Origin of the sequence: Streptomyces sp. CA-249302 (assembly GCF_050936785.1) — a bacterium.
Taxonomy (GTDB): domain Bacteria; phylum Actinomycetota; class Actinomycetes; order Streptomycetales; family Streptomycetaceae; genus Streptomyces.
Genome location: NZ_JBNJMG010000001.1, coordinates 533,275 through 558,697, shown reverse-complemented (window position 1 = coordinate 558,697; position 25,423 = coordinate 533,275). Strand labels below are relative to the sequence as shown.

At 71.3% G+C, this 25,423-nt stretch carries 19 protein-coding genes and 1 pseudogene; 14 read left to right on the top strand and 6 right to left on the bottom strand.

The window, feature by feature from the left end; translation table 11 throughout:
- Positions 1-128 precede the first annotated feature (128 nt).
- The 4 genes from ACQEWB_RS02465 to ACQEWB_RS02450 all read left to right on the top strand — a co-directional run bounded on the left by ACQEWB_RS02465 (position 129) and on the right by ACQEWB_RS02450 (position 5,336).
- Positions 129-2,780, top strand: a complete 2,652-nt coding sequence (locus ACQEWB_RS02465) for a LuxR C-terminal-related transcriptional regulator (RefSeq protein ID WP_432826504.1) — start codon at positions 129-131, stop codon at positions 2,778-2,780.
- Positions 2,781-2,846: 66 nt separating this feature from the next.
- Positions 2,847-4,478, top strand: a complete 1,632-nt coding sequence (locus ACQEWB_RS02460) for an MFS transporter (RefSeq protein ID WP_432826502.1) — start codon at positions 2,847-2,849, stop codon at positions 4,476-4,478.
- 15 nt (positions 4,479-4,493) lie between these two features.
- Complete coding sequence (locus ACQEWB_RS02455) at positions 4,494-5,012, top strand: hypothetical protein (RefSeq protein WP_432826500.1); 519 nt, start codon at positions 4,494-4,496, stop codon at positions 5,010-5,012.
- Between the two features lie 126 nt (positions 5,013-5,138).
- On the top strand, positions 5,139-5,336 hold the full coding sequence (locus ACQEWB_RS02450; protein WP_432826498.1) for a hypothetical protein: 198 nt from the start codon (positions 5,139-5,141) through the stop codon (positions 5,334-5,336).
- A gap of 15 nt (positions 5,337-5,351) precedes the next feature.
- On the opposite strand, the gene ACQEWB_RS02445 is transcribed toward ACQEWB_RS02450, so the two are convergent.
- Positions 5,352-6,761, bottom strand: coding sequence for a DUF2252 domain-containing protein (locus ACQEWB_RS02445; RefSeq protein ID WP_432826496.1), 1,410 nt, complete (start codon positions 6,759-6,761; stop codon positions 5,352-5,354).
- 327 nt (positions 6,762-7,088) lie between these two features.
- On the opposite strand from ACQEWB_RS02445, the gene ACQEWB_RS02440 reads away from it, so the two are divergent.
- The 6 genes from ACQEWB_RS02440 to ACQEWB_RS02415 all read left to right on the top strand — a co-directional run bounded on the left by ACQEWB_RS02440 (position 7,089) and on the right by ACQEWB_RS02415 (position 13,238).
- Positions 7,089-8,456: a hypothetical protein gene (locus ACQEWB_RS02440; RefSeq protein ID WP_432826494.1), complete on the top strand. Its 1,368-nt coding sequence runs from the start codon at positions 7,089-7,091 to the stop codon at positions 8,454-8,456.
- 79 nt (positions 8,457-8,535) lie between these two features.
- Positions 8,536-9,006, top strand: a complete 471-nt coding sequence (locus ACQEWB_RS02435) for an SHOCT domain-containing protein (RefSeq protein ID WP_432826492.1) — start codon at positions 8,536-8,538, stop codon at positions 9,004-9,006.
- A 31-nt stretch (positions 9,007-9,037) separates the two neighbouring features.
- Entirely contained in the window at positions 9,038-9,478 is a 441-nt protein-coding gene (locus ACQEWB_RS02430) for a DUF7144 family membrane protein (RefSeq protein WP_432826490.1), read from the top strand.
- Between the two features lie 122 nt (positions 9,479-9,600).
- Positions 9,601-10,710, top strand: coding sequence for a nitronate monooxygenase (locus ACQEWB_RS02425; RefSeq protein ID WP_432826488.1), 1,110 nt, complete (start codon positions 9,601-9,603; stop codon positions 10,708-10,710).
- A complete protein-coding gene (locus ACQEWB_RS02420; RefSeq protein ID WP_432826486.1) occupies positions 10,707-12,260 on the top strand; it encodes an acyl-CoA synthetase in 1,554 nt (517 codons plus the stop codon). The genes ACQEWB_RS02425 and ACQEWB_RS02420 overlap by 4 nt, the downstream gene beginning before the upstream one ends.
- 96 nt (positions 12,261-12,356) lie before the next feature.
- Entirely contained in the window at positions 12,357-13,238 is an 882-nt protein-coding gene (locus ACQEWB_RS02415) for a hypothetical protein (RefSeq protein ID WP_432826484.1), read from the top strand.
- A gap of 20 nt (positions 13,239-13,258) precedes the next feature.
- Here the strand turns inward: ACQEWB_RS02415 and ACQEWB_RS02410 are convergent, their stop codons facing one another.
- Entirely contained in the window at positions 13,259-15,667 is a 2,409-nt protein-coding gene (locus ACQEWB_RS02410) for a penicillin acylase family protein (protein WP_432826482.1), read from the bottom strand.
- Positions 15,668-15,773: 106 nt separating this feature from the next.
- Between ACQEWB_RS02410 and ACQEWB_RS02405 the strand changes: the two genes are divergently transcribed.
- Together ACQEWB_RS02405 and ACQEWB_RS02400 are read left to right on the top strand one after the other, a co-directional pair.
- Complete coding sequence (locus tag ACQEWB_RS02405) at positions 15,774-17,276, top strand: acyl-CoA synthetase (RefSeq protein ID WP_432826480.1); 1,503 nt, start codon at positions 15,774-15,776, stop codon at positions 17,274-17,276.
- Between the two features lie 126 nt (positions 17,277-17,402).
- Positions 17,403-18,923 carry a metallophosphoesterase gene (locus ACQEWB_RS02400; protein ID WP_432843617.1) on the top strand — a complete coding sequence of 507 codons (1,521 nt, stop codon included), beginning with the start codon at positions 17,403-17,405 and terminating at the stop codon, positions 18,921-18,923.
- Positions 18,924-19,362: 439 nt separating this feature from the next.
- Here ACQEWB_RS02400 and ACQEWB_RS02395 read toward each other — a convergent pair whose 3' ends face one another.
- Together ACQEWB_RS02395 and ACQEWB_RS02390 are read right to left on the bottom strand one after the other, a co-directional pair.
- The gene (locus ACQEWB_RS02395) at positions 19,363-21,105 is read right to left on the bottom strand and encodes a DEAD/DEAH box helicase (RefSeq protein WP_432826478.1); all 1,743 of its coding nucleotides are present in this window, start codon (positions 21,103-21,105) and stop codon (positions 19,363-19,365) included.
- Positions 21,106-21,192: 87 nt separating this feature from the next.
- Positions 21,193-21,396, bottom strand: coding sequence for a cold-shock protein (locus tag ACQEWB_RS02390; RefSeq protein WP_432826476.1), 204 nt, complete (start codon positions 21,394-21,396; stop codon positions 21,193-21,195).
- 285 nt (positions 21,397-21,681) lie between these two features.
- Between ACQEWB_RS02390 and ACQEWB_RS02385 the strand changes: the two are divergent.
- Both ACQEWB_RS02385 and ACQEWB_RS02380 read left to right on the top strand, forming a co-directional pair.
- Positions 21,682-22,110 (top strand): annotated as a pseudogene (locus tag ACQEWB_RS02385) (alpha/beta fold hydrolase); the annotation flags it as partial.
- A gap of 124 nt (positions 22,111-22,234) precedes the next feature.
- Positions 22,235-22,936, top strand: a complete 702-nt coding sequence (locus ACQEWB_RS02380; protein WP_432826474.1) for an alpha/beta fold hydrolase — start codon at positions 22,235-22,237, stop codon at positions 22,934-22,936.
- Positions 22,937-22,947: 11 nt separating this feature from the next.
- Here the strand turns inward: ACQEWB_RS02380 and ACQEWB_RS02375 are convergent, their stop codons facing one another.
- Together ACQEWB_RS02375 and ACQEWB_RS02370 are read right to left on the bottom strand one after the other, a co-directional pair.
- Complete coding sequence (locus tag ACQEWB_RS02375; protein WP_432826472.1) at positions 22,948-23,319, bottom strand: excalibur calcium-binding domain-containing protein; 372 nt, start codon at positions 23,317-23,319, stop codon at positions 22,948-22,950.
- A gap of 91 nt (positions 23,320-23,410) precedes the next feature.
- Positions 23,411-25,276, bottom strand: a complete 1,866-nt coding sequence (locus ACQEWB_RS02370) for a sulfatase (RefSeq protein WP_432826471.1) — start codon at positions 25,274-25,276, stop codon at positions 23,411-23,413.
- Positions 25,277-25,423: the final 147 nt, after the last annotated feature.

The window sequence follows — 25,423 nt, the reverse complement described above, 5'->3', positions numbered from 1 at the left end:
GAGGCAGGACACCTGACCCCGGGCGATAGGGACCATTGGGCCCTGTGCGGTATACGCGTTCGCGAGAAGACTGAGATCCTTGGTGAAAGCAGCGCTGCCCAGGATCACAGACAGTGGCGGTGAGTCTTATGGCTGCGAGCGTCGAGAGAGTTTCGGGACCTGCCCCCGTAGGGGCCGATCCGCTCGGGGACCCGTTCCTGCGGACCCGGTTCGTCGCGCCGCGCCGGCCCGCCACCTTTCTGCGCCGGAAGCGCCTGGTCAGGCATCTCGACCGTGCCCTCCTGACGCCCCTCACGGTGGTCAACGGATCCGCCGGCGCGGGCAAGACCATGCTCGTCGCCGACTGGGCCGAGGGGCTGGCACTGCCGGTCGTCTGGCTCACGGCGGACATGGCCGAACAGGGCCCCGGCATGTTCTGGGCGTACCTGCTCGAGGCGCTGCGCGTCCGCGGTGTGCCGCTGCCGGGAGAGGTCGGCCGCCCCGTGGTGGCCGGCCAGGTCGACGACGCGCTGCTGGCCCGCCTGGCCGCGGGACTGAGCGCCCGTGACCGGCCGGTACTCGTCGTGCTCGACGAGTACGACCGGGTGACCGCCGCGCAGACCGCCGAACAGTTGGAGTTCGTCCTGCACCACTCCGGGGAGGGCATGCACCTGGTCCTCGTCACCCGCAGCGAGCCACCGCTGCCCCTGCACCGCCACCGGGCGGCCGGCGACCTGACCGAGATCCGGAACGCCGAGCTCGCTTTCACCGTCGAGGAGGCGGCGGCCCTCCTGGAGCTGCATGGCCTGCGTCTGCCACAGCAGGCCGTGTCCGCGCTCGTGGACCGCACCGGGGGCTGGGCGGCGGGCCTGCGGCTGTGCGCCCTGGCCGCGCAGGAGAGCCCCGACCCGGAGATCTACCTGAAGGAGTTCGAGGCCGGCCGGAGCGCGGTCGCCGACTTCCTGCTGGCCGAGGTCCTCAAGCGCCAGACGCCCGAGACACAGGACCTCCTGCTGCGGGTCAGCGTTCTGGAACGGTTCCGCCCCGACCTGGTGGACGCCCTGACGGGCCGGACGGACGCCGAGCCCATCCTCGCCCGACTGCACGAGGAGAACGCCTTCGTCGAGGACCTCGGACACACCTGGTACCGCCTCCATCCGCTGTTCGGGGAGATCCTGCGAACGCATCTGCACGTGCGCTGCCCCGGTCTGGAGCCGGAACTCCACCGTCGGGCCGCCCGGTGCCTGCGGCGCTCCGGATCCCTTCCCGAGTCCCTGTCACACGGCGCCGCAGCCGGTGACTGGGAGTTCACCGCCCGCACACTGGTCGACGACCTGGCGATCGGGCAGCTCTTCACGGGACCGGGCTCCGCGGAACTCACCGAACTGTTCTCGCACATGGAAGCCGAGTCCAGCAGCCCGGCGACCGACCTCGTCCGCGCGGCTCACGACCTGTCCCGCAACGACATCGAGCGAGGGCAGGCCCATCTCCACCAGGTTCAGGAGCGGCTGGCCACCGACGCGGACCGGCCGGCCGCGGCACGGCTGAGCTGTGTCCTGCTGGAAGCACTGGCGGCCAGGCTGAGCGGCTCGCCCGAGGAAGCGGAGAGAGCCGCCGAGGCGGCCGAGCGACTACAGCAGGAAGTCCCCGCCCACCTGCTGGACCGACACCCGGAACTCCCGGCCCTGCTCCTCACCCACCTGGGCTCGGCACGTCTGTGGGCCGGGCGCTTCGAGCACGCGCGCACCGCCCTGTCGACCGTGGTCGGCTGCACCCGTGCGGCGTCCACCGCCCTCGCCCGCGAGGAGTCCCTCGGACACCTGGCGCTGATCGACTACCTGAACGGCTGGCCGGGCAGGGCCGAGCACAAGGCACTGGCGGCCCTGACCGAGACGGAGCGGTTCGGTCTGCCCGCGGGGTCCGGTTCCGGCATCGAGCGCCTGGTCCTGGCCGCCGTGGCCGTGGACCGCAACGAACTCGCCCAGGCCCAGTCCTTCCTGGACGAGGCGGCCGACTGCGCGATCCGGGACCCCGTCACAGCGGTGGGCCGCTCCCTCGCGTCCGCACGCCTGCTGCTCGCGCGTGGGGACGCCAAGGCCGCTCTGGCCGCCGCCGACCCGGACGTCCGTGCCGAGATGGACTCGCCCTGGGCGGAGGACCATGTGGCGTTGGTCGCCTCGACCGCCCACCTGGCCGAAGGCCGGCCGGAGGCCGCCGCCGAGGTGCTGCGGAGAGTGTCCGGGGACCAGCCGGCCGGCGCCGTCGGGGCCGCCCGGGTCCAGCTGGCCGCGGGGAACCGCGCCGCGGCGGTACGTCTGCTCGACGAGGTGCGCGCCGCCGGGCGGACCGGACCGGCGGTGACCGTGCGGGCCGCACTGGTGCGGGCGCAGGCGGCGGAGGACGCGGGCGACCCCGTCGCCGCCCGCAGACTGGTCGCGCAGGCACTCGTCGAGGCCCGGCGCGAAAGGCTGCGCCGTCCCTTCCTCGAAGCCACCCCGTGGATCCGGCATCTGCTGGCGGTGCCGCACCTTCAGCAGCTGGCCGCGGGCTGGCTCACGTCGGGTCCGCCGCCGGTTCCGGTCGTGGACCGGACGGCGCCGCTCGTGGTGGAGGAACTGAGCGAACGCGAACACGAGGTACTTGAACGGCTGTCCAGGATGATGTCGACACAGGAGATCGCCGCCGACCTGTTCCTCTCCGTGAACACGGTCAAGACCCACCTCAAGAGCGTCTACCGGAAGCTGGCCGTGAACCGGCGCACCGACGCGGTGCGCCGCGCCCGCGAACTGCACCTGCTGTGACCTCCGCCGACGCCTCACCCGTCATGGGCGAAGCGCCGACGGAGGTCCTCGGGTGCCATGGTGACCATGAGACACTGGCGCGCTCTGATCGTGTTGGGGACGGCCCAGTTCCTGATGGTGCTGGACACCTCGGTCATGAACGTCTCCATCAGCCAACTGGTGGAGGACTTCGACACCGAGGTCACCGCCATCCAGGCCGTCATCACGCTCTACGCCCTCGTCATGGCCGCATTCATGATCATCGGCGGCCGGCTCGGGGACATGCTGGGCCGCCGCCGGGTGTTCCTGCTCGGCATGACGGTCTACGGCATCGGGTCGGCCCTGACCGCGGTGGCACCCACCCTGTGGGTCCTCGCGGTGGGCTGGTCGGTGATCGAAGGGCTCGGCGCGGCCATGGTGCTGCCGGCCATGGCGGCCCTCGTCGCGGAGGCGTACCGCGGGCGGGAGCGGGCCGTGGCATACGGGGTCATCGGCGGACTCGCGGGCGCCGGAATCGCCGTCGGCCCGCTGCTGGGCGGCTGGGTGACGACGTATCTGACCTGGCGGCTGGTCTTCGCCGGCGAGGTCGTCGTCGTGGCCGGTGTGCTGCTCTTCCGCAAGGCGATCGTGGAGGTCCCCCGGGTCGGGCCGCGTCCGCGGCTGGACACGGTCGGCGCGGTGCTCTCGGCGGGCGGGCTGGCGCTGTGCGTGCTCGGCGTGCTGCAGAGCGGCTCCTGGGGCTGGGTGCAGCCCCGCAACGCGCCCTTCACCGTCCTGGGATTCGCACCGACGCTGTTCGTCGTCGCCGCCGGTGCGGCGGTCCTCGCCCTCTTCGCGCACTGGGAGCGCAGGCGGGACGCCCGCGCCGAGGATCCCCTGGTCCACCTGTCCCTGCTGCGCCGGCCCGCACTTCGGTCCGGGCTGCTCACACTGCTGAGCCAGAACCTCATCCTCCTGGGCCTGTTCTTCGCCATCCCGCTGTATCTACAGGTGGTGCAGGGCTTCGACGCCTTCCAGACCGGGCTGCGGCTGCTGCCGGTCTCCATCACCATGCTGGCGGCCTCGACGGTCGCCTCCCGGCTGGGACGGGCAGTGGGGCCGCGCCTGGTGGTACGGCTGGCCCTGCTGACCCTCACGGCGGCGATCGTGTGGCTGCTGGCCACCATCGACCCGGTCATCGACGACGCCCAGTTCGCCGGCGCCATGGCCGTACTCGGGGTGGGCATGGGCCTGCTCGCCTCCCAGCTGGGCAACGTCGTGCAGTCCACCGCCGGGGAGGAGGAACGCAGCGAGGTCGGCGGGCTCCAGTTCACCGCCCAGAACCTGGGTTCCGCGCTGGGCACCGCGCTCATCGGCTCGCTCCTCATCGGCGCCCTGGCGCACGCCTTCACCGCCCAGGTGGAGAGCAACCCCCAGCTGTCGGAGGAGGCGCGCGCGCAGACCAGTGTGGCCCTCGAGGCGGGCATCAGCTTCGTCCCCACCGAGCAGGTGCGCACCGCGGCCGAGCAGGCCGGCCTGCCGCCCTCCGAGGTCGACGCGCTGACCGATTCGTACGCCTCGGCCCAGCTCGACGGTCTGAAGGCGGGGATCCTCGCCGCCGGCGGCATCACCCTCGCCGGCTTCCTGGTCACCCCGGGGCTGCCGGCCGGCCGGACGGGCGGTTCGAAGAAACAGGCGGGTGCCGGTGCGTCGGCCGACGCCCTCGGACCGGTGGGCTGAGCGGGGGAGGCCGCGATGGCACGGACCGACCAAGTCCCGGCTCGGGCGCGGCGCGCCGAGCGCCGGGCCCATGCCGACTACACCGGCGGCGTCTACGGCTCCATGCTCGCCGCTTCGGTGGTGGTCGGGGCGGGCACCCTGGGGTCGTTCCCGCGCCTGGAGCTGGTGCTGCTGCTCCTGCTGACCGGGCTGGTGTTCTGGATCGCCCATGTGCATGCCCAGCTGTTCGGCGCCCGTCTGGCCCGGCAGACCCTGGACCGGCAGGTCGTACTGCGCGTCTGCCGGGAGGAGTGGCCGATCGTCAAGGCCGCCGTGCCGTCGGCGGCCGCCGTGGCCGTCAGCCCACTGCTGGGCCTGGACACCCAGGGTGCCGTCTGGCTGGCGCTCTGTGTCGCCGTGGCCGGTCAGATCGGCTGGTCGGTGGCGGCCGCCCGGCGGGCCGGCGCCGCCTGGCGGCTGGTGGCCACGACGGCCTCGGTCAACCTGATCCTCGGCCTGTTGATCATCGCGTTCAAGATCTTTCTGAAGCACTGAGTCCCGTGGTCGGGTGCGGTGCCGGGGTTCACCTGCACAGGGTGAGGCCCTTCCGGCACCCGTCCACGGACGATGCGTGAGGGGACCCGGACCACGCGTCCCAGGTCGCGCGGGAGAGAGCAGCTCATGCGCTACGAGATCCGCATCGACGGTCATATGTCGACGACCCTGGCTGCGGCCTTCCCCGAGCTGGATCACGTGGTGATGTCCGGTCAGACCGTCCTGTTCGGCCCGGTCGTGGACGAGGCACAGCTGTACGGACTGCTGGAGCGCTGCCAGTCGCTCGGGCTGCGCGTGGTGGAGATGCGCCAGGTGCCCGAGTGACCGGCCCCCCTCGTGTCAGAGCTGCTCCGCGGCGACCCGGCCGGAGTCCACGGCGGCCCGCAGCGCCTCGAAGTCCCGCTCGTTCTGGTCGGCGTAGGACTGGGCGAACCGGACGAGCGCCCCGTCGAAGCGGTCGCTGCGCCCCAGGTACGCGGAGATGGCGACGGGATCACCGGAGCGGGCGTGGGCCCGGGCGAGCGAGCCCCCGCACAGCCGCGCGAACAGGTTCAGCAGGTCCGGCCCCATGGTGTCGGGCCGTGCGATGCCCTTCCAGTCGCGCAGCTGGCGTACGTAGAAGTCGCGGCCCTGCCCGTCGAGTCCGACCACGTGGGTGTGGCCGAGGAAGATGTCGCTGGTCGTCTGGATGAGCCGCTGCCCGGTCACCACCCGGCGGCCCTGGTTGTCGTACGTGTCGCCGCCCGTCTGGGCGGCCAGGACCGACTCCTGCGCCTCTTTGGCCTGCAGCAGCAGGGGATCGTCGTCGTCCCGGCCGAGCAGCAGCAGGATCCAGCAGCGGGTGCCGACGCTGCCGACGCCCACCACCTTCCTGGCCATGTCGACCAGGCGGTAGTGGCGCAGCAGGTGCCGGCGTTCCGAGGACAGCGTCTGCGCGTAGTCGTCCAGCAGCGTCTGGAGTTCCTTCTCGCGGCCCTCCTCGCCCGGGTCCGTCTGCAGGTCGGCCAGCGGTGTGATCAGCGGTGGGTCAGGCGCGATACGGCGGCCCTCGGCGGTGTCCCTGGTGAGCTTCGAGAACGCCTGCATGTAGGTGCGGGTGCGGGCCTGTTCCGTCGCCTGCGCGGTACGGCGCCGGGCCTTCTTGTCCATCGAGGAGGCCAGGAGCTCACGCAACCCGTCGACGTCGTCCTGTGCGTACCAGACGTCCAGCGTGCGCATGCCGGCGAACTCCCGCATCCGCTCCCGGTAAGCCGCTACGCACGTCCGCACGGCTACGTTCTGCTCCTTGGCAGGGAAGCCGTTGGCCCGGGCCGCGATCACGAAACTGGCTGCGAGCCGCTTGACGTCCCACTCGAAGGGCCCGGGAAACGTCTCGTCGAAGTCGTTGATGTCGAAGACCAGATGCCGTTCCGGAGAGGCCAGCAGCCGGAAGTTGAGCAGATGGGCGTCACCGCACAGCTGTACCCGCAGGCCGCTGTTCGGCAGTGCCCCGAGGTCGGTCGCCATGATCGCGGCCGCTCCGCGGTAGAAGCGGAACGGCGACTCCAGCATGCGCCCGTAGCGGATCGGTACCAACTCGGGTACCCGTGTGGCCGACTGATGATCTATCACCGCGACGGGATCCGGCCGCTCCGGCAGCTCCGTGAACCGGCCGTGGACCGAACGGGGCGTCCGTGCGCGCGCGTTCCTGCCGTAAGCCGCCCTTTCCTGTACCGACAGGGCGGGCGTGAACATGGTCGGTGTGGACATGGTTCCACCTCCCGGGTGAAGGCCTCCGACCCCACCCCAACCCGACCCCGGTGGGTGTGGACCACCCGCCGGGGGTGACCCGTCGGCCGACGACGGGGGGCACGCTGGCTCGGTGGGGCCCCGCGCACGGATCGTCGGCGGTCGAGGACCGGCGCCGATCATGCGAGGTGGAGCCATGACCACCGGGTCCGCGGGGCCCCTCCGGCATCGGGTGGGGGTGTCGGGTCGGCCGTTTCCGCCCTCGGCGGGAGCCACGGCCGTCCGCCCCGCCTGCCTGCGGCACCGGCCGTCTCCGGCGGTCGGCCCACACGAGGGGGGGAAGGACCCATGGACCCCAGCAAGGCCTCCGCAGTGCCCGCCTCCGGTGGCTCCACGGCCGCCCCCCATGTCCTGACCGCCGAAGAGCACGCCGAGTTCCAGCGGCTGCGGCGGGCGGCCGGCGTCCGCCATCGGCGCCTGCGCCGCGTCGCCGCCACTCTCCTCCTGCTGCTGACCATGCTGCTCACGCCGCCGGCTCTCGTCGCGGCCTGGGTGCACGACGAGGTGGCCGACACCGACCGGTACGTCGAGACCGTCACACCGCTCGCTGCCGATCCGGCCGTCCAGAAGGTCGTCACCGACCGGTTGACCGACCGCGTGGTGTCCAACATCGACGTCGACGCGATCGCGGCCTCGCTCACCAAGGCACTGGAGGACTCCGGCGCTTCGCCACGTGTCGTGGCCGGCTCCACGGCCATGGCAGGGCCGCTGCGCTCCGCCGTGACGAGCGTCGTCCACCGCAACGTCACCCGGGTGATCACCAGCGATGCCTTCCAGCAGGCCTGGGAGGGCTCCAACCGCCGGGCCCACGCCGCCGTCGTGCACATGCTGACCGGCGACAGGAGCGGCGCCGTGCGTGCCGAGGGCGACACCGTCAGGCTGGACCTCGGCACGGTCGTCGACCAGGTGAGGCAACGCCTCGTCGACGCGGGCTTCGAGAAGGCCGCGGCCATCCCGGACAGCGACCGGTCGATCACCCTGTTCCGCACCGATCAGCTCGGCAGGGCCCAGGACGGTATGCGGCTGCTGGACGTGGTCGGCACCTGGCTGCCCGTGCTGACCGTCGTCCTGGCCGGCTGCGCCGTGTGGGCCGCGCCCGCACACCGGCTGATGCTGCTGATCACGGCATCCGGCATCGGCTTCATGGCGGTGGTGCTGCTCGTCGCGCTGGCCGTCATGCGACGCGTCTACCTCGGTGCCGTCCCACCGGCCACGCTCCCGTCCGACGCCGCCGCGGCGATCTACGACACCTTCGTCCGCTTCCTGCGCGACAGCACCCGTACCCTCCTGGTCGTCGCGGTGATCACGGCGCTCGCCGCCTATCTGTACGGCCCGGGCCGCGTGGCCCGTCGGCTGCGGGCGCTCGCGGGCCGTGGCAGCGCGGCGACGGGCCGGGCGCTGACCAGGACGGGAGTCCACACGGGCGGAGCGGGACGCCGGCTGGACGCCCACCGGTCGTGGACGACCGGAGCCGTGATCGCCGCCGGGGCGCTGGCCCTGGTGTTCTGGAATCACCCCACGGTCGGTGGGGTGGTGCTCGTCCTGTGCCTCGTCATCGTCGTCCTGTTCGGTCTCCAGGTGGCCGCGTCCGCCAGTGAACGGCCCTCGGCCCCAGGGACGCCGGCCCCGCGCTCGGGTCTCACCCGCCCCGGGTGAGGTCATCCGGACTTGCCGTGCGCACGCTGAAAGAGGCAGAAACCGGCTGCCGGGCGGGTGCCCGGGACGGAGGAGAGACATGAGCGCGCAGACCTATCTCGCGTACGACTATCCGCTGCTGAGCGTCTTCTGGTCCATGCTGTGGTTCTTCCTGTGGATCATGTGGTTCGTCCTGCTCTTCCGGATCGTCGTCGACATCTTCCGTGACGACGCCATGAGCGGCTGGGCCAAGGCGGGCTGGCTGGCGTTCGTGATCCTGCTGCCCTTCCTGGGTGTCTTCGTCTACGTGATCGCCCGCGGGAAGAACATGGGCCGCCGGGAGATCGCGCAGGCGCGTGCCCAGCAGGAGGCCTTCGACACGTACGTCCGCGAGACCGCCAAGGGCGGCGGCGCCGGTGGCAGCAGCGTCGACGAGCTCGCCAAGCTCTCCGAGATGCGCTCCCGGGGCGACCTCACGGACGAGGAGTTCCGCACGGCCAAGGACCGGGTTCTGAGCGGCTCCGGTGCATCCGCCGGCTCGGGCTCCCTCAGCTCCTCCTCCAGCCGCTGAGGCGCTGGACGACACGAATCGAGACAGCACCATGACTGCGACACACACGGCACACGCACACACCGCAAAGCAGGGCTGGGCCGGCGGGCTGATGGTCTTCGGGGCCGTGATGCTCCTGCTCGCCGGAATGCTCGACGTGTTCCGGGGCATCATGGCGATCGCCGAGGACGATGTCTTCGTCACGACGCGCAACTACGTATTCCAGTTCGACCTGACCAGCTGGGGCTGGATCCACCTGGCACTGGGCGTGATCGGGATGCTCGTCAGCGTCGGACTCTTCCAGGCGGCGACCTGGGCACGCGTCGCCGGTGTGGCGATCGCAGGCCTCATCATCATCGCCAACTTCCTCTCCCTGCCCTACTACCCGGTCTGGTCGGTCGTGATGATCGCCTTCTCCGGGTTCATCATCTGGGCCCTGTGTGTGGTCAAGCGGGACGACTACAAGGACTCCTTCGGCCAGTCGGGGGCGTGACCTGTAATCACCCCCGTGCACGACCGGCGTCGGCACACCCCGGGTGGGACGGCGCCGCAGAAATCTGATGGAGCGTCAGAAAAAGTCTTCCGTCGGTGGGAGGACTGCGGCATTCTGCGCCCATGCAGACGGAGTTGAGCAAGAAACTGGGAGTCGAGCACGCCATCTTCGGCTTCACGCCGTTCCCCGCCGTCGCCGCGGCCATCAGCCGGGCCGGCGGTTTCGGAGTGCTCGGCGCGGTCCGCTACACCGCCCCCGACGACCTCAAACGCGACCTCGACTGGGTCGAGGCCCATGTCGACGGAAAGCCGTACGGCCTCGACGTCGTCATGCCGGCCAAGAAGGTCGAGGGCGTCACCGAGGCCGACGTCGAGGCGATGATCCCGGAGCAGCACCGGCAGTTCGTACGCGACACCCTCGCCAAGTACGGGGTGCCCGAGCTGGCCGAGGGAGAGGCGTCCGGGTGGCGCATCACCGGATGGATGGAGCAGGTCGCCCGCAACCAGCTCGACGTCGCCTTCGACTACCCGATCCGGCTGCTCGCCAACGCCCTCGGCTCCCCGCCCGCCGACGTGGTGGCCCGCGCCCACGAGCAGGACGTGCTCGTCGCCGCGCTCGCGGGCAGCGCCCGGCACGCGGTCAAGCACAAGGAAGCCGGCATCGACATCGTGGTCGCCCAGGGGTACGAGGCCGGTGGGCACACCGGCGAGATCGCCTCCATGGTCCTCACGCCCGAAGTCGTCGACGCCGTGCACCCGTTGCCCGTCCTGGCCGCGGGAGGCATCGGCAGCGGACAGCAGGTGGCCGCCGCGCTCGCCCTCGGCGCCCAGGGTGCGTGGCTCGGCTCCCTCTGGCTGACCTGCACCGAGGCCGAGCTCACCTCCTCCGCGGTGACCCGGAAACTGCTCGCCGCCGGCTCCGCCGACACGGTCCGCTCCCGCGCCCTCACCGGGAAGCCCGCACGCCAGCTGCGCACCGAGTGGACGGACGCCTGGGACGACCCGAGCGGCCCCGGCACCCTCCCCATGCCGCTCCAGGGTCTGCTCGTCGCCGAGGCCCTCACCCGCATCCAGAAATACGAGGTCGAGCCGCTGCTCGGCACCCCGGTCGGCCAGATCGTCGGCCGGATGACCAGCGAACGCAGCGTCCAGGCCGTCTTCGACGACCTCACCCGAGGCTTCGAACAGGCCGTGGACCGCATGATCCGCATCGCCGGAAGGAGCGGCAAGTGACCAGCACGCCCCCCGCCGGATTCTGGGCCCAGGCCACCAGCGACCCCGACCGCCCGGTGCTCATCGCACCCGACGGCGAGGAATGGACCGCCGGACGCCTGCACGCCGCCGCCAACCGCCTCGTCCACGGCCTGCGCGCCGCGGGGCTCACGCGCGGGGACGCCTTCGCGGTCGTCCTGCCCAACGGCATCGAGTTCTTCACCGCCTATCTCGCCGCCAGCCAGGCCGGCTTCTATCTCGTGCCGATCAACCACCACTTCGTCGGCCCGGAGATCGGCTGGATCGTCGCCGACTCCGGCGCCAAGGTGCTGATCGCGCACGAGCGCTTCGCCGAGCCCGCCCGGCACGCCGCCGACGAGGCCGGCCTGCCGGCCACCCACCGGTACGCCGTCGGCGAGGTCGAGGGCTTCCGGCCGTACACCGAACTCCTCGACGGACAACCGGAGTCGGCGCCCGCGGACCGCGAACTCGGCTGGGTCATGAACTACACCTCGGGCACCACGGGCCGCCCGCGCGGCATCCGCCGCCCGCTGCCCGGCAAGCGTCCCGAGGAGGCCTACCTCGGCGGCTTCCTCGGTATCTTCGGCATCAAACCGTTCGACGACAACGTCCACCTGGTCTGCTCGCCGCTCTACCACACCGCGGTGCTCCAATTCGCGGGCGCGTCCCTGCACATAGGCCACCGGCTCGTCCTGATGGACAAGTGGACGCCCGAGGAGATGCTCCGCGTCATCGACGCCCACAGGTGCACCCACACGCACATGGTCCCGACCCAGTTCCACCGGCTGCTGGCACTGCCGGAACCGGTCCGACGGTCGTACGGCGTCTCGTCCATGCGGCATGCCATCCACGGCGCCGCCCCTTGCCCGGACCACGTCAAGCGGGCGATGATCGACTGGTGGGGCGACTCGGTCGAGGAGTACTACGCGGCCAGCGAGGGCGGTGGCGCCTTCGCCACCGCCGAGGACTGGCTGAAGAAGCCCGGCACCGTCGGCAAGGCCTGGCCCATCAGCGAACTCGCGGTCTTCGACGACGACGGCAACCGGCTGGCGCCCGGTGAACTCGGCACCGTCTACATGAAGATGAACACCGGCGGCTTCGCCTACCACAAGGACGAGGCCAAGACGAAGAAGAACCGCATCGGCGACTTCTTCACCGTCGGCGACCTCGGCTACCTCGACGAGGACGGCTACCTCTTCCTCCGCGACCGCAAGATCGACATGATCATCTCGGGCGGGGTCAACATCTACCCGGCCGAGATCGAGTCCGCCCTGCTCGCCCACCCCGCCGTCGCCGACGCCGCCGTCTTCGGCATCCCGCACGACGACTGGGGCGAGGAGGTCAAGGCGGTCGTCGAGGCGGCCCCCGGCCACGAGCCGGGACCCGACCTGGCCGCGGCGATCCTGGAGCACTGCACCGAGCAACTCGCCGGCTACAAGCGGCCGAAGAGCGTGGACTTCATCGCCGAGATGCCCCGCGATCCCAACGGGAAGCTCTACAAGCGGCGGTTGCGGGACCCGTACTGGGAAGGACGCACCCGTCCCGTGTGACCCCGGGACCCACTGTCGGCCGACGGATTCGAACGCGGCGCGGTGCCGCGGCGTCACAGGAACGGCACCGCAGTCACCGTCGGCCCTGGGGGACCCATGCGCAGGCACACCGCACGCTCCGTCAAGCCGTTGATCCCCATCGCCCTGCTCGCCGGCGGTCTCATCGTCGGCTGCGGCGGCGAGCAGGCCGGCAGCCATGGCACCGACTCCGACTCGACGAGGCACGCCAGGGCCCGCGCGGTCGCCGACGCCTGGGCGGGCTCCCAGGCCGCCCAGCTGTGGGCGAAGGGCTACTTCCCGCTGGCAGAGGTGATCCAGCTGCCCGACAACGCCTTCCACACCGGAGCCGACAAAGAGGCGTACGCGACCCAGAACTTCGTGCTGGACGCCACCCTCCCCACGACCGGGCAGCGCGAGGGCGAGGCGAAGTGGAAGGGCGGCGGCTCGCTGCGGCTGCCGCTGATGAGCGCACGCGAGGCGTACGACAGCGTGGCCCGCGGGGGCAACGACGGACCCCATCTCACCGTGACCGCCGCGAAGTTGGGCGAGACGACCCTGCTCACCAGCCGCGGCCCGGCGACCGTCCCGGCCTGGCTGTTCACGCTGAAGGGGTACGACACCCCGCTCAAGCGGGTCGCCCTCAGCGCGATGAAAGCCCCCAAGGCGCCCATCGCCCCGGCCGCGGAGTCCCCCAGCGACGAACTGTGGCCGCTCCAGCACCTGGTGGAGGTGTCCGACGACGGACGCTCCGTCACGGTGCTCGCCGGGCACGGCGCGTGCGACGACGGCCCCGCCGTGGACGTACTGGAGACGGACGCAACCGTCGTGCTGTCCGCGTCGATCACCGGCGCGAAGGACGGCTCCTGCACCGCCCAACTGCTCTACAAGAAGGTGCCGGTGAAGCTCGCCCGGCCGCTGGGCGACCGCATCCTCCTGGACGCGTTCACAGGCGCGCCGATACCGCCCGGTCGGTCGTGAACCGGACGGTATCGCAACGGTCAGCCGTGCTCGCCGACCCGGACGATCCTCAGCGCGGGCGAGGACAGGACGTCCTTCTCGCAGAAGCGGGCCGTGACCCACTTCTCCTGGGAGAACAGTCGTGTCTGGTCGCTGTAGTGCGGTGAGTCGGGGTTCTCGGACTGGCTGTACGTCAGCAGGGTGCGGGCCACCGGGCAACGGCCGCCGTCCCAGCCGACGGCCTGGATGTGGCTGGAGCCGGTGGTGATCTCCGTGTAGCCACCCTGGGCCGCGTTCCACACCGGCTCGACCTTGTTCCACACGCCGAGCGCCTCCGTGCCGCCCGGAATCGGGATGCGCTGCCCGTTCCGTACGACGAACTGGTGGTCCCCGAGCCGGGAATCGAGCGCGATGCCCGCCGCGCGCAGCTCGCTCACCGTGTCCGCGAGGGCCGTCGCGAAGCCGGGCGCAGCGGTGTTGAGGGTGTTCGGCGTCCGGATCGGGTCCGCCGCCGAGAACGGGACCTTCCAGCGTTGGCCGGGCGACACCGAGGCGTTGAACTTCCGCCAGAAGCGGTCGAAGAGCAGCGCGCCCTTGCTGTCGGTGTCCATGGTCCGGCCCCAGGACGCGAGCACCGGACAGGCCGCCGAGACGTCAACCGCCTTGCCGTCGCTGCCCGTTGCCGTACCACCGGCCAGCGCGGCACACGCCTTCGCCGCGTCGGCCGCGGCCAGGTCGCCCGCCGGCGCCCGGTTGGTGAACTCCTGCTGCTGGAGGTCCTTCACCGTCAGACCACCGCGCTCGGCCATCGCGGACACGTCCTCGATGGCGCCCCGGGTCCGCACCGAGCGCTGCGTGCCGATGCTGCCGAAGATCCGCTCGTAGCCGGTGAGCGGCCGGTCGGCGTTGGTCAGCCAGGCGCTGTCGTTGGAGTTCTCCGCGTACGGGGCGTCCTTGAGCGTGGGCATGCGCGAGGGGCCGAAGATGCCCGGCTGGACGGCGTCGGAGTCGTCGCCGGGAGTGCATTCGGCACGGGAGCCGTCCAGGACCGCGAGGCCCACCGCCGGGTAGGTGAGCTTGCCCAGGTCGGTCGAACACCGGGCCACGAGGTCATCGGTGATCCGGGGCAGCACCTGCGACTGGGAGTACAGGGAGTGGCCCGAGGAGTCCGCGGCGATGGTGTTGACCCACGGGAGCCCCTGGTACTTCTTCAGCGAGGCGAGGACGTCCGCCGTCGAGCGGGCCTTGCTGAAGCCGAGCGAGGTGTCCGCGAACCGCATGTTGGTCGCGTTGGGGTCGTTGAACGCGTACGCCGTCGTGGCGGTCCAGGGCAGCGGCGGATCGCCCTGCGGATCGGCGACGACCGGGCCGTAACGCGTCCACCACTGCGTACGGGTCACGGACGAGCCGTCCTTGACCGCCACCGTCACCGTCCGCTTCGTCATCCGCTCCGGCTTGCCGTCGACCAGATAGACGGTCGGGTCGGACGGGTCGAGGGTGAGCCGGGTGAGGTTGAACGGCACCCCGGTCGCGACGGTGTGGCTCCACGCGACACGGGAGTTGTAGCCGATGGAGATGGTCGGCGAGCCGAGCAGTGACCCGCCGGCGACGTCGAGCTCGCCCGGGATGGTCTGCTGCGACTGCCAGAAGCGGCGCCCGCCGTGCCAGGGATAGTGCGGGTTGCCCAGCAGCAGACCGCGGCCGTTCGCCGTGGTGGCGCCGCTGAAGGCGACCGCGTTCGAGCCCATGTCCGCGTCGGCGGTACGGGCCTGCACGGACTTGATCAGGGCCTCGGCGTCGACGCCCTGAGTCCCGGTCGTCGCACCGGTGGGCGGCTGGGCCCCGGTGATCTCGTCCACGGAGCCGCCCTGGCCGCCGATGACGGAGATGGCGTAGAAACGGGCGGCCACGTCGACCGCGCTGATCGGCTGCACCCAGGCGGCGCCCTTGCACGCCGGGTCGGAGATCCGGTTCTGCTTCAGCCAGGCGTCGTACCCGGCGGCGAAGCCCCGCATCAGGTCCTTCACGTCCCGGCTCGGGCCCAGCGGCACGGGCTGCGCGAGCAGCTTCTCCACCGTGCGGGTTTCTCGGACTCCGCGGAAGTAGAGGTCGCTGGCGAGGTTGGTGGAGGCCGACGACAGCGAGAAGTCGGTCTGCCCGTCGGGCCCGAAGAAGCGCGAGCGGTCGCCGCGGACGGTCGTGAAGCCGTCGGCGAGCGTGCACACCTGGTCGGCGGCCTGCGCCCAACCGGTGCCGAAGCCGAGATTCGCGTAGTCCTTGGCGACGATGTGCGGAATGCCGTACTCGGTGTAGCGGATGACGGCGGACAGTCCGCCGTGCGAGGGGTGTTCCTGGCGGCTCTGCTGCCCGGCCGCGGCTGCCGGCAGCGCGGTCGAGGCGGTGAGTAAGGCGACGGCCGCAACGACCAGTCGTCTCAGGCGGGTGCGCATGGTGCCTCCCAACGTCATTGAGGGAAGGGGCGGTTGAGCGTACCTGTACGGGGTGACCCGCCCAGGTGCTTGACCTGCCTCGGTGACGGACCGAGGATCATGAGTCATGACGCAGGGACAGGGCAGCACGGTTGACGGGGTGCTGCGGCGCAGCGCTCGGCGCACCCCGGCGCGGGTCGCGGTGGAGTACGGCGAGCGCACATGGACGTACGAGGAACTCGACCTGGCGGTCGGCCGCGCGGCGAGTGTTCTGCTCGGTGCGGGCCTGGCCCCGGGCGACCGGGTCGGCGCCTACGGCCACAACTCGGACGCCTACCTGATCGCCTTCCTGGCCTGCGCCCGCGCGGGCCTGGTCCACGTCCCGGTCAACCAGAACCTGACCGGCGACGACCTCGCCTACATCGTGGGCCAGTCCGGCAGCTCCCTGGTCCTCACCGACCCCGACCTGGCGGGCCGACTCGCCGCCGACGTCCGTACGTTGCCCCTGCGCGACGCCGACGACTCACTGCTGGCACGCCTCGCGACGGCTCCCGCCCACGACGGTCCCGAACCGCGCACCGAGGACCTGGTGCAGCTGCTGTACACCTCCGGTACGACCGCCCTCCCCAAGGGCGCGATGATGACGCACCGTGCGCTGGTCCACGAGTACCTGAGCGCGATCACGGCCCTCGACCTCAGCGCCGGCGACCGTCCCGTGCACTCACTGCCGCTGTACCACTCGGCGCAGATGCACGTGTTCCTGCTGCCGTATCTCGCGGTCGGCGCGACCAACATCATCCTCGACGCCCCCGACGGCGACCGGCTCTTCGACCTGATCGAGGCGGGGCGTGTGGACAGCCTGTTCGCGCCGCCGACGGTCTGGATCGGGCTGTCCAACCGCCCCGACTTCGCCGACCGCGACCTGAGCGGCCTGCGCAAGGCCTACTACGGCGCGTCGATCATGCCGGTGCCGGTCCTTGAACGGCTGCGCGAGCGCCTGCCGAAGCTCGGCTTCTACAACTGCTTCGGGCAGAGCGAGATCGGCCCCCTCGCCACCGTCCTGGCCCCCGACGAGCACAAGGGCCGCATGGACTCCTGTGGTCGCCCCGTCCTCTTCGTCGACGCCCGGGTGGTCGACGAGGACGGCAAGGACGTCCCCGACGGCACGCCCGGCGAGATCGTCTACAAGTCCCCGCAGCTGTGCGAAGGCTACTGGGACAAGCCCGAGGAGACCGCCGACGCATTCCGTGACGGCTGGTTCCACTCCGGCGACCTCGCGGTGCGCGACCCGCACGGCTACTACACGATCGTCGACCGGGTGAAGGACGTGATCAACTCCGGTGGCGTGCTGGTCGCCTCACGCCAGGTCGAGGACGCCCTCTACACGCACGAGGGCGTCGCCGAGGTCGCCGTGGTCGGCCTGCCCGACGAGCGCTGGATCGAGGCCGTCACCGCGGTCGTCGTCCCGCGCGGCGAGGTCACCGAGGAGGAGCTGATCGCCCACGCCCGCGAGAAACTCACCGCCTTCAAGGCGCCGAAGCGGGTGGTCTTCGTGGACGGACTGCCGCGCAACGCCAGCGGGAAGATCTTGAAAAGAGAGCTGCGGGACCGGTTTGCGAACGGCGAGTGACAAACGCCACAAGAACAGACGTCATACCCCATGACGTGGCATGACGTCGCAAGAAGCCGCGTTCCGTACCCGATCCTGCCGTCCGTGCTGCCGCCATAGTTCACCGCGCCCTGGAACATGGCTGACATGCGTTGCTGCCTCCCCGCTCCCCTGGCGGCGCTGCCGGACCCCTGTGAAGTGCTCCGCGCCGGCGCGCTGCTCGCGCTGCGCGCCGCCTCCGCCGCCGCCCAGCGCACGCGTCCCCACCCCAGCCACGTCGCCGCCGTCAACCTCGAACTGGTCACCCTCACCGAGGACCGCGCCGTCATCACCTGGTTCACCGGGATCCCCGGCTCCGACGACGGACTCGGCCACATGCTCCCCGCCATCAGCGACGGCGAGGTCGTCTACGGCACCCACCCGGGCCGCCTGAACCGCGTCGCCGGCGAGCACCGGCCCACCGCCCACCACCACGTCGAGCTGACCGGCCTGGAGCCGGGGCAGACGTACTACTACCAGGCCCGTTCCCGGGGCGTGGCCGCCACGGCCACCGCGCTGCACTTCGCGCGCGGCAACGCGGCCGGTACCTCCCGGCACGGTTTCGGCTCGCGCGGCGGCCCGTACGCCTTCACCACGCCGCAGCCCCCGCCCGGCCGCCATCTGATGTCGATCGCGCTCTGCAACGACCTGCACCTCGGCGAGACCACCGCCGGACTGGTGACGGGCATCCCGCTGTTCCGCGGGGTGTCGCAGCGGGCCGGTCTCGCCCCCTACCCGGAGGTCATGAGCCTGGCCATGGTCGAGGAGGCCCGCCGCCGCGGCGCCGACCTGCTGCTGGCCGCCGGCGACATCTCGGCGGGCGGCGCACCGCAGGACCTGGCCGACGCGAGACGCATCCTGGACCGCTTCGGCGATCACGGCCGCGACTACTTCGTCGTACGCGGCAACCACGACCGTCCCGGACCCGAGCACGGCGACAGCGGCGACGCCTTCCGCCGCGGCTTCGCCGGGGACGGCGGGCCCGGGTACTTCGCCCACGACGTGGGCGGACTGCGCATCGTCGGCCTCGACACCTATGAGAAGCGGGGGAACGGCGCCGACTCGGGCGGCCTGGGGGAGGACCAACTCTCCTGGTTCCGCCGCCGGTTGCGGGACAACCGGGAGCAGCCGACGGTCGTCTTCGGCCACCATCCGCTGACCGTCCGGGACTCCGTCTTCCCCGTCGCCGCGGGCCAGCGCCTCAACCGTCGCCAGGCCCGAGCGATCCTCGAGGCCTACGCCGCCGCCCCGGGCGTCTTCCTGCACCACGCGGGCCACACCCACCGCAACAAGCGCACGATCCTGTCGCGGGCCCCGCACGTCACCCTTCAGGAGGTCAGCGCGATCAAGGAGTACCCCGGCGGCTTCGGCCTCCTCCGGATCCACTCCGGCGGCTACGCCCTGAACTTCTACAAGGTCCGCGGCGCGGAGGCCCTGGAATGGGGCGAACGCAGCCGCCGCCTGGCCGGCGGCCTCTGGCCCCACCATGCCCTGGGCCGCGCGGTGACCGACCGCAACACCATGACCCCCCACGACTTCTCCGGCGTCACCCGCCCGATCCCGGCCGCAGCCGGGAGAGACACACAGGGGAGCCCGGTGCTCCCGGTGCAGCGGTCGGCATCCGACTGACCATCAGACCTCGGACGGAACCCGCCACCTCCGCGAGGGCAGGGACACGAGAGCCGCCCCGGGGCTCGTGCCGACATGAGCCGACGGAGCCGGGACGGTTGCCCCGGGCTTCGTGCCGACACAATCTCGTGGAGTTGTGGCGGCTGCCTCGGAGTTCCTGCTGGGGCGAGCCGGGGGAGCTGACGTGGCTGCCCGGGGCCCCGCGCCGACACGAGCCGGTCGACTTGCGACGGCTGCCCCAGAGCCTCGTGCCGGCGCGAACTGAGGGAGCTGTGACGGCAGCCTCGGGGCCTCCGGTTGGGCGAGCTGGGGGAGCTCAGACGGCTGCCTCGGGCCCCCGGCGCTGCCGCGAGCCGGTGGAGCTGCGACGGCCGCCTCGTGGTTCGTGCCGGCACGAACCGGCGGAGTCGGGACGGCCGCCTCGAGGCCCGCGTGAGCGCTAGCCGGCGGAGCTACGGCGGCCACCCCGGCGGTCGGAGGTGCGGCCGCCAGTGCCTGCCGCACCCCGTGTGGCACCGCCGGTCCCGGCAGCCCCACGCGCACCGGATCCGCTCGCCGAGCCCCGACCCGATCCGCGGACGGCCTTGCCGGCACCGGATGCGGAGCCGGACCGGGCGCCTGAGCCGGAGCGGGTGCCCGTGCCGGTGTTTGAGCGGGTGCCGGTGCTTGAACTGGAGCGGGTGGTGGTGCTGGCGGAGCGGGTGCCGGATGTGTTCGACGCAGCGTCCGCGGACCGGCGGGCGGAGCCCCGGCCTCCCGTTCCGGTGGCAGTGCCCGTCGGCGCTCCGGACCCGGTCCCGCTTCGGCGCCGGCGGCTGGACCGCCTGCCGGCATCCGTGGCCGCCTTCGGGCCCTGACGGGACGCCGCGGGCGTCGCCGGCTGCGGAACCTCGATCGTGACCGGCACGCCGGAGGGCTCGCGGGCGCCGGTGATGGTGGCCAGCTCCGTGTCGCTCGACGTGACGCGGGACGTCCGGGGACGGATGCCCGCGTCCGACATCAGCCGGGTCACGTCCCGCTTCTGGTCGGGAAGGACCAGCGTGACCACGCTGCCGGAACCGCCGGCCCGGGCGGTACGACCGCCCCGGTGGACGTAGTCCTTGTGGTCGGTCGGGGGATCGACGTTCACGACCAGGTCCAGGTCGTCGACGTGTATGCCCCGGGCCGCGACGTTCGTCGCCACCAGCGCGGTGACCTGCCCGTTCTTGAACTGCTCCAGCGTCCGGTTGCGCTGCGGCTGCGAGCGGCCTCCGTGCAGCGCCGCCGCGCGCACACCGACCGCAAGGAGCCGCTTGGCGAGTCGGTCCGCCGACCTCTTGGTGTCGAGGAAGAGGATGACCCGGCCGTCACGGGCCGCGATGCGCGTGGTGACGGCCTTCTTGTCGGTCTCGTCCAGGACGTGGAGCACATGGTGCTCCATGGTCGTCACCGCGCCCGCGGACGGATCCACGGAGTGCACCACGGGATCCGTCAGGAACCGCTGCACCAGCCGGTCGATGTTGGCGTCCAGCGTGGCCGAGAAGAGCATGCGCTGTCCGTCGGGCCGTACCCGCTGGATCAGCTTGGTGATCTGCGGCAGGAAGCCCATGTCGGTCATCTGGTCGGCCTCGTCCAGCACCGTGATGCGGACGTCGTCGAGCACACAGTCGCCCTGGTTCACGAGATCGTTGAGCCGGCCCGGGGTCGCCACGAGCACCTCGGAGCCGCGGCGCAGCGCGGCCGCCTGCCGGGTGATGGAGAGCCCGCCGACGACGGTCGTCAGCCGGAGGTTCACCGCCGTCGCGTACGGGGTCAGCGCGTCCGTCACCTGCTGGGCCAGTTCGCGGGTGGGCACCAGCACGAGGGCAAGGGGCGCCTTGGGCTGTGCGCGCATTCCGGCCGTACGGCCAAGGAGCGCGAGCCCGAAGGCAAGTGTCTTGCCGGAGCCGGTTCGTCCGCGGCCCAGCAGGTCACGGCCGGCCAGCGAGTTGGGCAGCGTGGCGGCCTGGATGGGGAAGGGAGTCGTGACGCCTTGCGCGGCCAGCGTCTTGAGCAGGGCCGCGGGCATGTCCAGACCGGCGAAGTCCTCGACGGCGGGGAGTGGGGGAGTCGTGCTTTCCGGCAGCCGGAATTCCCTCGTCGACGGCGCGGACGGGGCAGGCGACGAGGCGCGCCGGTTGGACTTCTGGGGTCTGCGGGACATGCAGGTGTATGCCTTCCTGAAAACAGCACAAACCGGGGTCCGCACCGTGACGGTGCGGACCCCGGCAAGCGGATACGCGTCCGGCGATCAGGCGGGGGTGATGTTCTCCGCCTGCGGGCCCTTCTGGCCCTGCGTGACGTCGAAGGAAACCCGCTGGCCCTCCTGGAGCTCACGGAAGCCCTGGGTGGCGATGTTCGAGTAGTGGGCGAAGACGTCCGGGCCGCCGCCGTCCTGCTCGATGAAGCCGAAACCCTTTTCCGAGTTGAACCACTTGACGGTTCCCTGTGCCATGACTTTCTCCTTCTGATGGCAGAGGCCCCATCCGGAGATGCCGGAAAACAAATAATGCGCCTGCAGGAGGAACATTCCCGTCAGGCGCACATAGTTTCATGGGTACCACAACTGCAACGAGAAAAAGGTAGCACAGTCAGGGGCCCGTTGGCGATCTTGCGAGGTCCCTCGGATCGGCGATTCGCCGGATCTTGCCCACCGCCCGCCCGTGAACCTGGAGACGAGAACTCCGTTGCGCTCTGTTGCCGCCGCCCAGCAGGATCGCCCGTGTGTCGATCTTCAGCACGCCCGACCGGACCCAGCTTGGAGGATCCGGCGACCTACTGGTGCGATCGGCTGGTGGACGACGTGGAGGCGTTGCGCGGGCACCTCGGGCTTGAGCGCATGGACGTTCTCGCGCACTCCGCCGGCGGCAGTCTCGCCCTGCTGTACGCCGCCCGGCACCCGGAGCGGGTGGCGCGGCTGAGGAGCGGCGAGCCGTGGTTCGAGGCGGCCGCTCCCGTCTTCGAGGACTGGCTGGCGGACAAGGCCGACTACGGTCTCGCCATCGCCCCCTTCTTCTACGGCCGCTGGGACGAGACGGCCCGGGAGCAGGAGGTATGTGCCGGTGCGGATGCTTTCCCCAACGCCGAGTTCAGCGTCCAGCCCGGCGTCGGCCACTATCCGTGGCTGGACGACCCCGAGTGGTTCGTGGGACGGGTCGCCGGCTTCCTGGACGGGCAGGTGGAGGCTCCGCCCTGGACCAAGCAGGGACCCGGAACCGTGTCGCGCTTCCGCCCGCGTCTGCCCTCGGCAGATCCGGCACCAGGCCCGCGGCCGCGCCGGTTACCGTCCCCGCATGGCCACCCCACCCCGCACCGTCAAAGCGAACGGCATCACCCTCGCGTACCGCACCTGGGGCCCGGAGGCCGCGCCGCCACTCCTCCTGCTCCACTCCCGCGGCACCGACGGCGCGGACTGGACCCCCGTGGCCGAACGCCTTGCGACGGGCCTGTCCCCGCGCCGTGTGTACGCCCCCGACCTGCGGGGTCACGGCTGTAGCGACTGGCCGGGCGAGTACACGTACGAGGCGATGCGGGACGACGTCCGTGCGTGCCTCGACGCGCTCCGCATCGAACGCGCCGACGTCGTGGGCCACTCGCTGGGCGGCGCGGTCGCGTACCTCCTCGCGCAGCAGGACCCCGACGTCGTACGACGCCTCGTCCTGGAGGACGTACCGGCACCGATCCCTCTCGACCCGCCCCGGCCACTCGCCGAACGGCCCGATGGAGACCTGCCGTTCGACTGGGCGATGATCCGCGAGACGGACGGGCAGCGGAATGCCCCCGACCCTGTGTGGTGGGACCACATGGGGCGGATCACCATGCCGACCCTTCTCATCGGGGGTGGGCCCGGCAGTCTCGTCCCGCAGGAGCAGATCGTGACCCTGGCCGGACTGATCCCGGACGCCCGGCTGGTGACCATCGACGCCGGACATCTGGTGCACGAGAACCGGCCGGAGGAGTTCCTGGCGGTGGTGGAGGGCTTTCTCGCGGATTGAGGGTGCCGCCCTCAACGCCTCCGGAGCCCGGCGGCCCGGCGCCGTCGGCGCAGCATCAGATGACCGGTGGCCAGGCCGAGGCCGAGGACCGTCAGCCCGACCCCGCCCACCACCTCGAAGTCCGCGGGACCGGTGCTGCCACCGAGGCCCGCGTTGACGCCCCGCAGCGGGGCCGCGGTGGAGGTGACGGTGGATGTCGTCGACGATCTGTGCGGGAGCCATTCGCAGGCGATGCCGTCGTTGTCCTCGTCCAGGCGATAGGGGTCGCCGGGGAGACGGTTGAACTCAGCCTGCGCGTCCTCCTGGTAGGTGAAGTCGCTGCAGTCGAGGTCGGCCTTCGCGTGGGCGGCTACGGCCCCTTCAGGCACGGTGAACTCGATCACCGTGCCTGAGACCCTAGGGACGGCGTCCCGTCCGGGCGCGTTCTGATACGCCGTCCGAAGCCCCCCGCGGAACAGCCGTCAGCCGATCGGCTCACCCGCCCTGGGGGCCGTATGCCGTCATGAAACGGTCCCGGAACTGGTTCATGCTCCACTCCGGGGCGTTGGCCGCGGGTTTGAGACCCTCCGTCCAGCCCCAGTCGGAGACGCGGTCCAGCACCTTCGGGTCGCGGGCGACGATGGTGACCGGCACGTCCCGGTTGGCGCTGCCTCCGGTGACCGTCGGGACGGGCTGGTGGTCGCCGAGGAAGACGAGGACGGTGTTCTTGTCGCCGTAGCGCTGCATCCACTCGGTCAGGCTGTCCAGGGAGTACTGGATGGCCTTGCGGTACTCGGTGCGTACGCGCTTCGCGCTCTTCCAGACCTGCGTCGGGTTCGTGCCCTCCTTCTTGATCTTGTAGAAGACCTTGCCGTCCCCGAGGTCCTTCCAGTCGATCATGTGCGCGATGGGGGACCAGGGGTTGTGGCTGGAGGCCAGGATGATCTCCGCCATGATCGGGTTGCGGTTCTTCTTCCCGTGCTCCAGCTTCTGGAAGGCCTCCAGGCTGAACTGGTCCGGCACCGGCGTCCAGCTGAAGTACGGGCCCTGGTAGCCGAGGTGGGTCGAGTCGTAGATGTGGTCGAGGCCGAAGTACTTGCCCTCGGGCCAGGCCTTGCGGACGCCCGGGACGATGCCGACCGTGCGCCAGGCGCCGGTCTTCTGGAAGTAGCTGGTGAGCGTCGCGCGGTCGCTGGTGGTCACGGTCCGGTACCGCTGCTGGTTCTTGATCCACAGGCCGGACAGGAACGTCGAGTGGGCCAGCCAGCTGCCCGCGCCCGTCACCGGCGACCGGAGCCAGCCGCTGCGGGACGCGAAGCCGGCCGCCTTGAGCCTGGCGTCGCCCGCCTTGAGGGTCGCGTCGATCTCCGGTGCCATCGTCGGATCGTCGATGGCCACCCGGCCGTAGCTCTCGATGAAGGTGAACATGACGTCCTTGCCGCGCAGTCCGGTCAGCAACTGGTCGGAGGGGGTGTTGGCGAAGGCGTCGACATCGAGCTGCTTCTTGAAGACGTCGGCGTCCCCGAGGCCCTCACGGACGTACTTCACACGGTTGGTGAGGTACTGGGCGTACCCCTTCGTGGCGAAGGTGACTCCGCCGAACTGCACCCCCACGGTGAAGCAGATGATCCACGCGACGCCCAGGACCAGCGTGGTGCGTACGGCCACCGGGCGGTGCCGGGCCAGTACGTCAGCCATCCGCACCATCGCGAGCGCGCTCACCACGAGCACGGCGACGGCCAGGACGATCACCCCGATGATCGCGAGCAACTCGCCGGAGCGTCCGAACGAGTCCTTCACCCAGTCCGCACCGTCGCTCAGCAGAACCCAGTCGAAGACCAGGTCGAACGGCCGGGCCAGCGTCTGGCGGAAGCCCATGTCGAGACACTTGAGGATGGCGGACAGTCCGAGGAACGCCCCGAGGACCACGGCCGTGATCCGCCGCGCCTTCGACGGCAGCGCGAGCAGTACGGCCGCGAGGAAGATCGCCTCGACGGGGAGGCGGAGGAAGGACTGGACGGTGATCCAGTCGAGGCGGTTGGGCACGAGCAGCACGGCGAGCACCAGCGCCCCGGCCAGGACGGTGGTGCAGATGCGGACACCCGTCGCGACCCGGGGGTACTTGCGCCGCCAGCCGAACCAGCCGGGGCGCGTGGGACGGACGGGGTGAACGGGGGGAGTGGGGCCGGAGGGTTCAGCCGGTTCTGCGGGCGCAGCGGGCTCAACGGGTTCGGGGGCCGCCGACGACTCCGTGTCCTCGGTGTCCCTGGGCTCGGCATCCACTCCCTCAGTGTCCCCGGGATCAGGGCCGTCGCCACCGTCCGCGTCCGGTAGTTGTCGAGGGGGCGTGAGGTGCGACACCCGTAGGTCCTTCCGTGCGAAGCCCGGTGCTGGCGCGGCGGCCCGGGCCTGCAGATTCGGGCCGCCAACCTCGCGTACGGCCCGACGTAACCCTCTGTTCAAACACCCGGGTCAACCGCGCGCAAAGAGTACGCCCGCCGGACTCCG

What these genes read in the sequence shown, in the direction of transcription:
- ACQEWB_RS02435 (WP_432826492.1), top strand. Translation starts at nt 8,536, where the DNA reads ATGAGCGCGCAGACCTATCTCGCGTACGACTATCCGCTGCTGAGCGTC.
- ACQEWB_RS02450 (WP_432826498.1), top strand. Translation starts at nt 5,139, where the DNA reads ATGCGCTACGAGATCCGCATCGACGGTCATATGTCGACGACCCTGGCT.
- ACQEWB_RS02405 (WP_432826480.1), top strand. Translation starts at nt 15,774, where the DNA reads ATGACGCAGGGACAGGGCAGCACGGTTGACGGGGTGCTGCGGCGCAGC.
- ACQEWB_RS02415 (WP_432826484.1), top strand. Translation starts at nt 12,357, where the DNA reads ATGCGCAGGCACACCGCACGCTCCGTCAAGCCGTTGATCCCCATCGCC.
- ACQEWB_RS02430 (WP_432826490.1), top strand. Translation starts at nt 9,038, where the DNA reads ATGACTGCGACACACACGGCACACGCACACACCGCAAAGCAGGGCTGG.
- ACQEWB_RS02380 (WP_432826474.1), top strand. Translation starts at nt 22,235, where the DNA reads ATGGCCACCCCACCCCGCACCGTCAAAGCGAACGGCATCACCCTCGCG.
- ACQEWB_RS02455 (WP_432826500.1), top strand. Translation starts at nt 4,494, where the DNA reads ATGGCACGGACCGACCAAGTCCCGGCTCGGGCGCGGCGCGCCGAGCGC.
- ACQEWB_RS02395 (WP_432826478.1), bottom strand. Translation starts at nt 21,105, where the DNA reads ATGTCCCGCAGACCCCAGAAGTCCAACCGGCGCGCCTCGTCGCCTGCC.
- ACQEWB_RS02390 (WP_432826476.1), bottom strand. Translation starts at nt 21,396, where the DNA reads ATGGCACAGGGAACCGTCAAGTGGTTCAACTCGGAAAAGGGTTTCGGC.
- ACQEWB_RS02410 (WP_432826482.1), bottom strand. Translation starts at nt 15,667, where the DNA reads ATGCGCACCCGCCTGAGACGACTGGTCGTTGCGGCCGTCGCCTTACTC.
- ACQEWB_RS02440 (WP_432826494.1), top strand. Translation starts at nt 7,089, where the DNA reads ATGGACCCCAGCAAGGCCTCCGCAGTGCCCGCCTCCGGTGGCTCCACG.
- ACQEWB_RS02465 (WP_432826504.1), top strand. Translation starts at nt 129, where the DNA reads ATGGCTGCGAGCGTCGAGAGAGTTTCGGGACCTGCCCCCGTAGGGGCC.
- ACQEWB_RS02400 (WP_432843617.1), top strand. Translation starts at nt 17,403, where the DNA reads ATGCGTTGCTGCCTCCCCGCTCCCCTGGCGGCGCTGCCGGACCCCTGT.
- ACQEWB_RS02460 (WP_432826502.1), top strand. Translation starts at nt 2,847, where the DNA reads ATGAGACACTGGCGCGCTCTGATCGTGTTGGGGACGGCCCAGTTCCTG.
- ACQEWB_RS02425 (WP_432826488.1), top strand. Translation starts at nt 9,601, where the DNA reads ATGCAGACGGAGTTGAGCAAGAAACTGGGAGTCGAGCACGCCATCTTC.
- ACQEWB_RS02445 (WP_432826496.1), bottom strand. Translation starts at nt 6,761, where the DNA reads ATGTCCACACCGACCATGTTCACGCCCGCCCTGTCGGTACAGGAAAGG.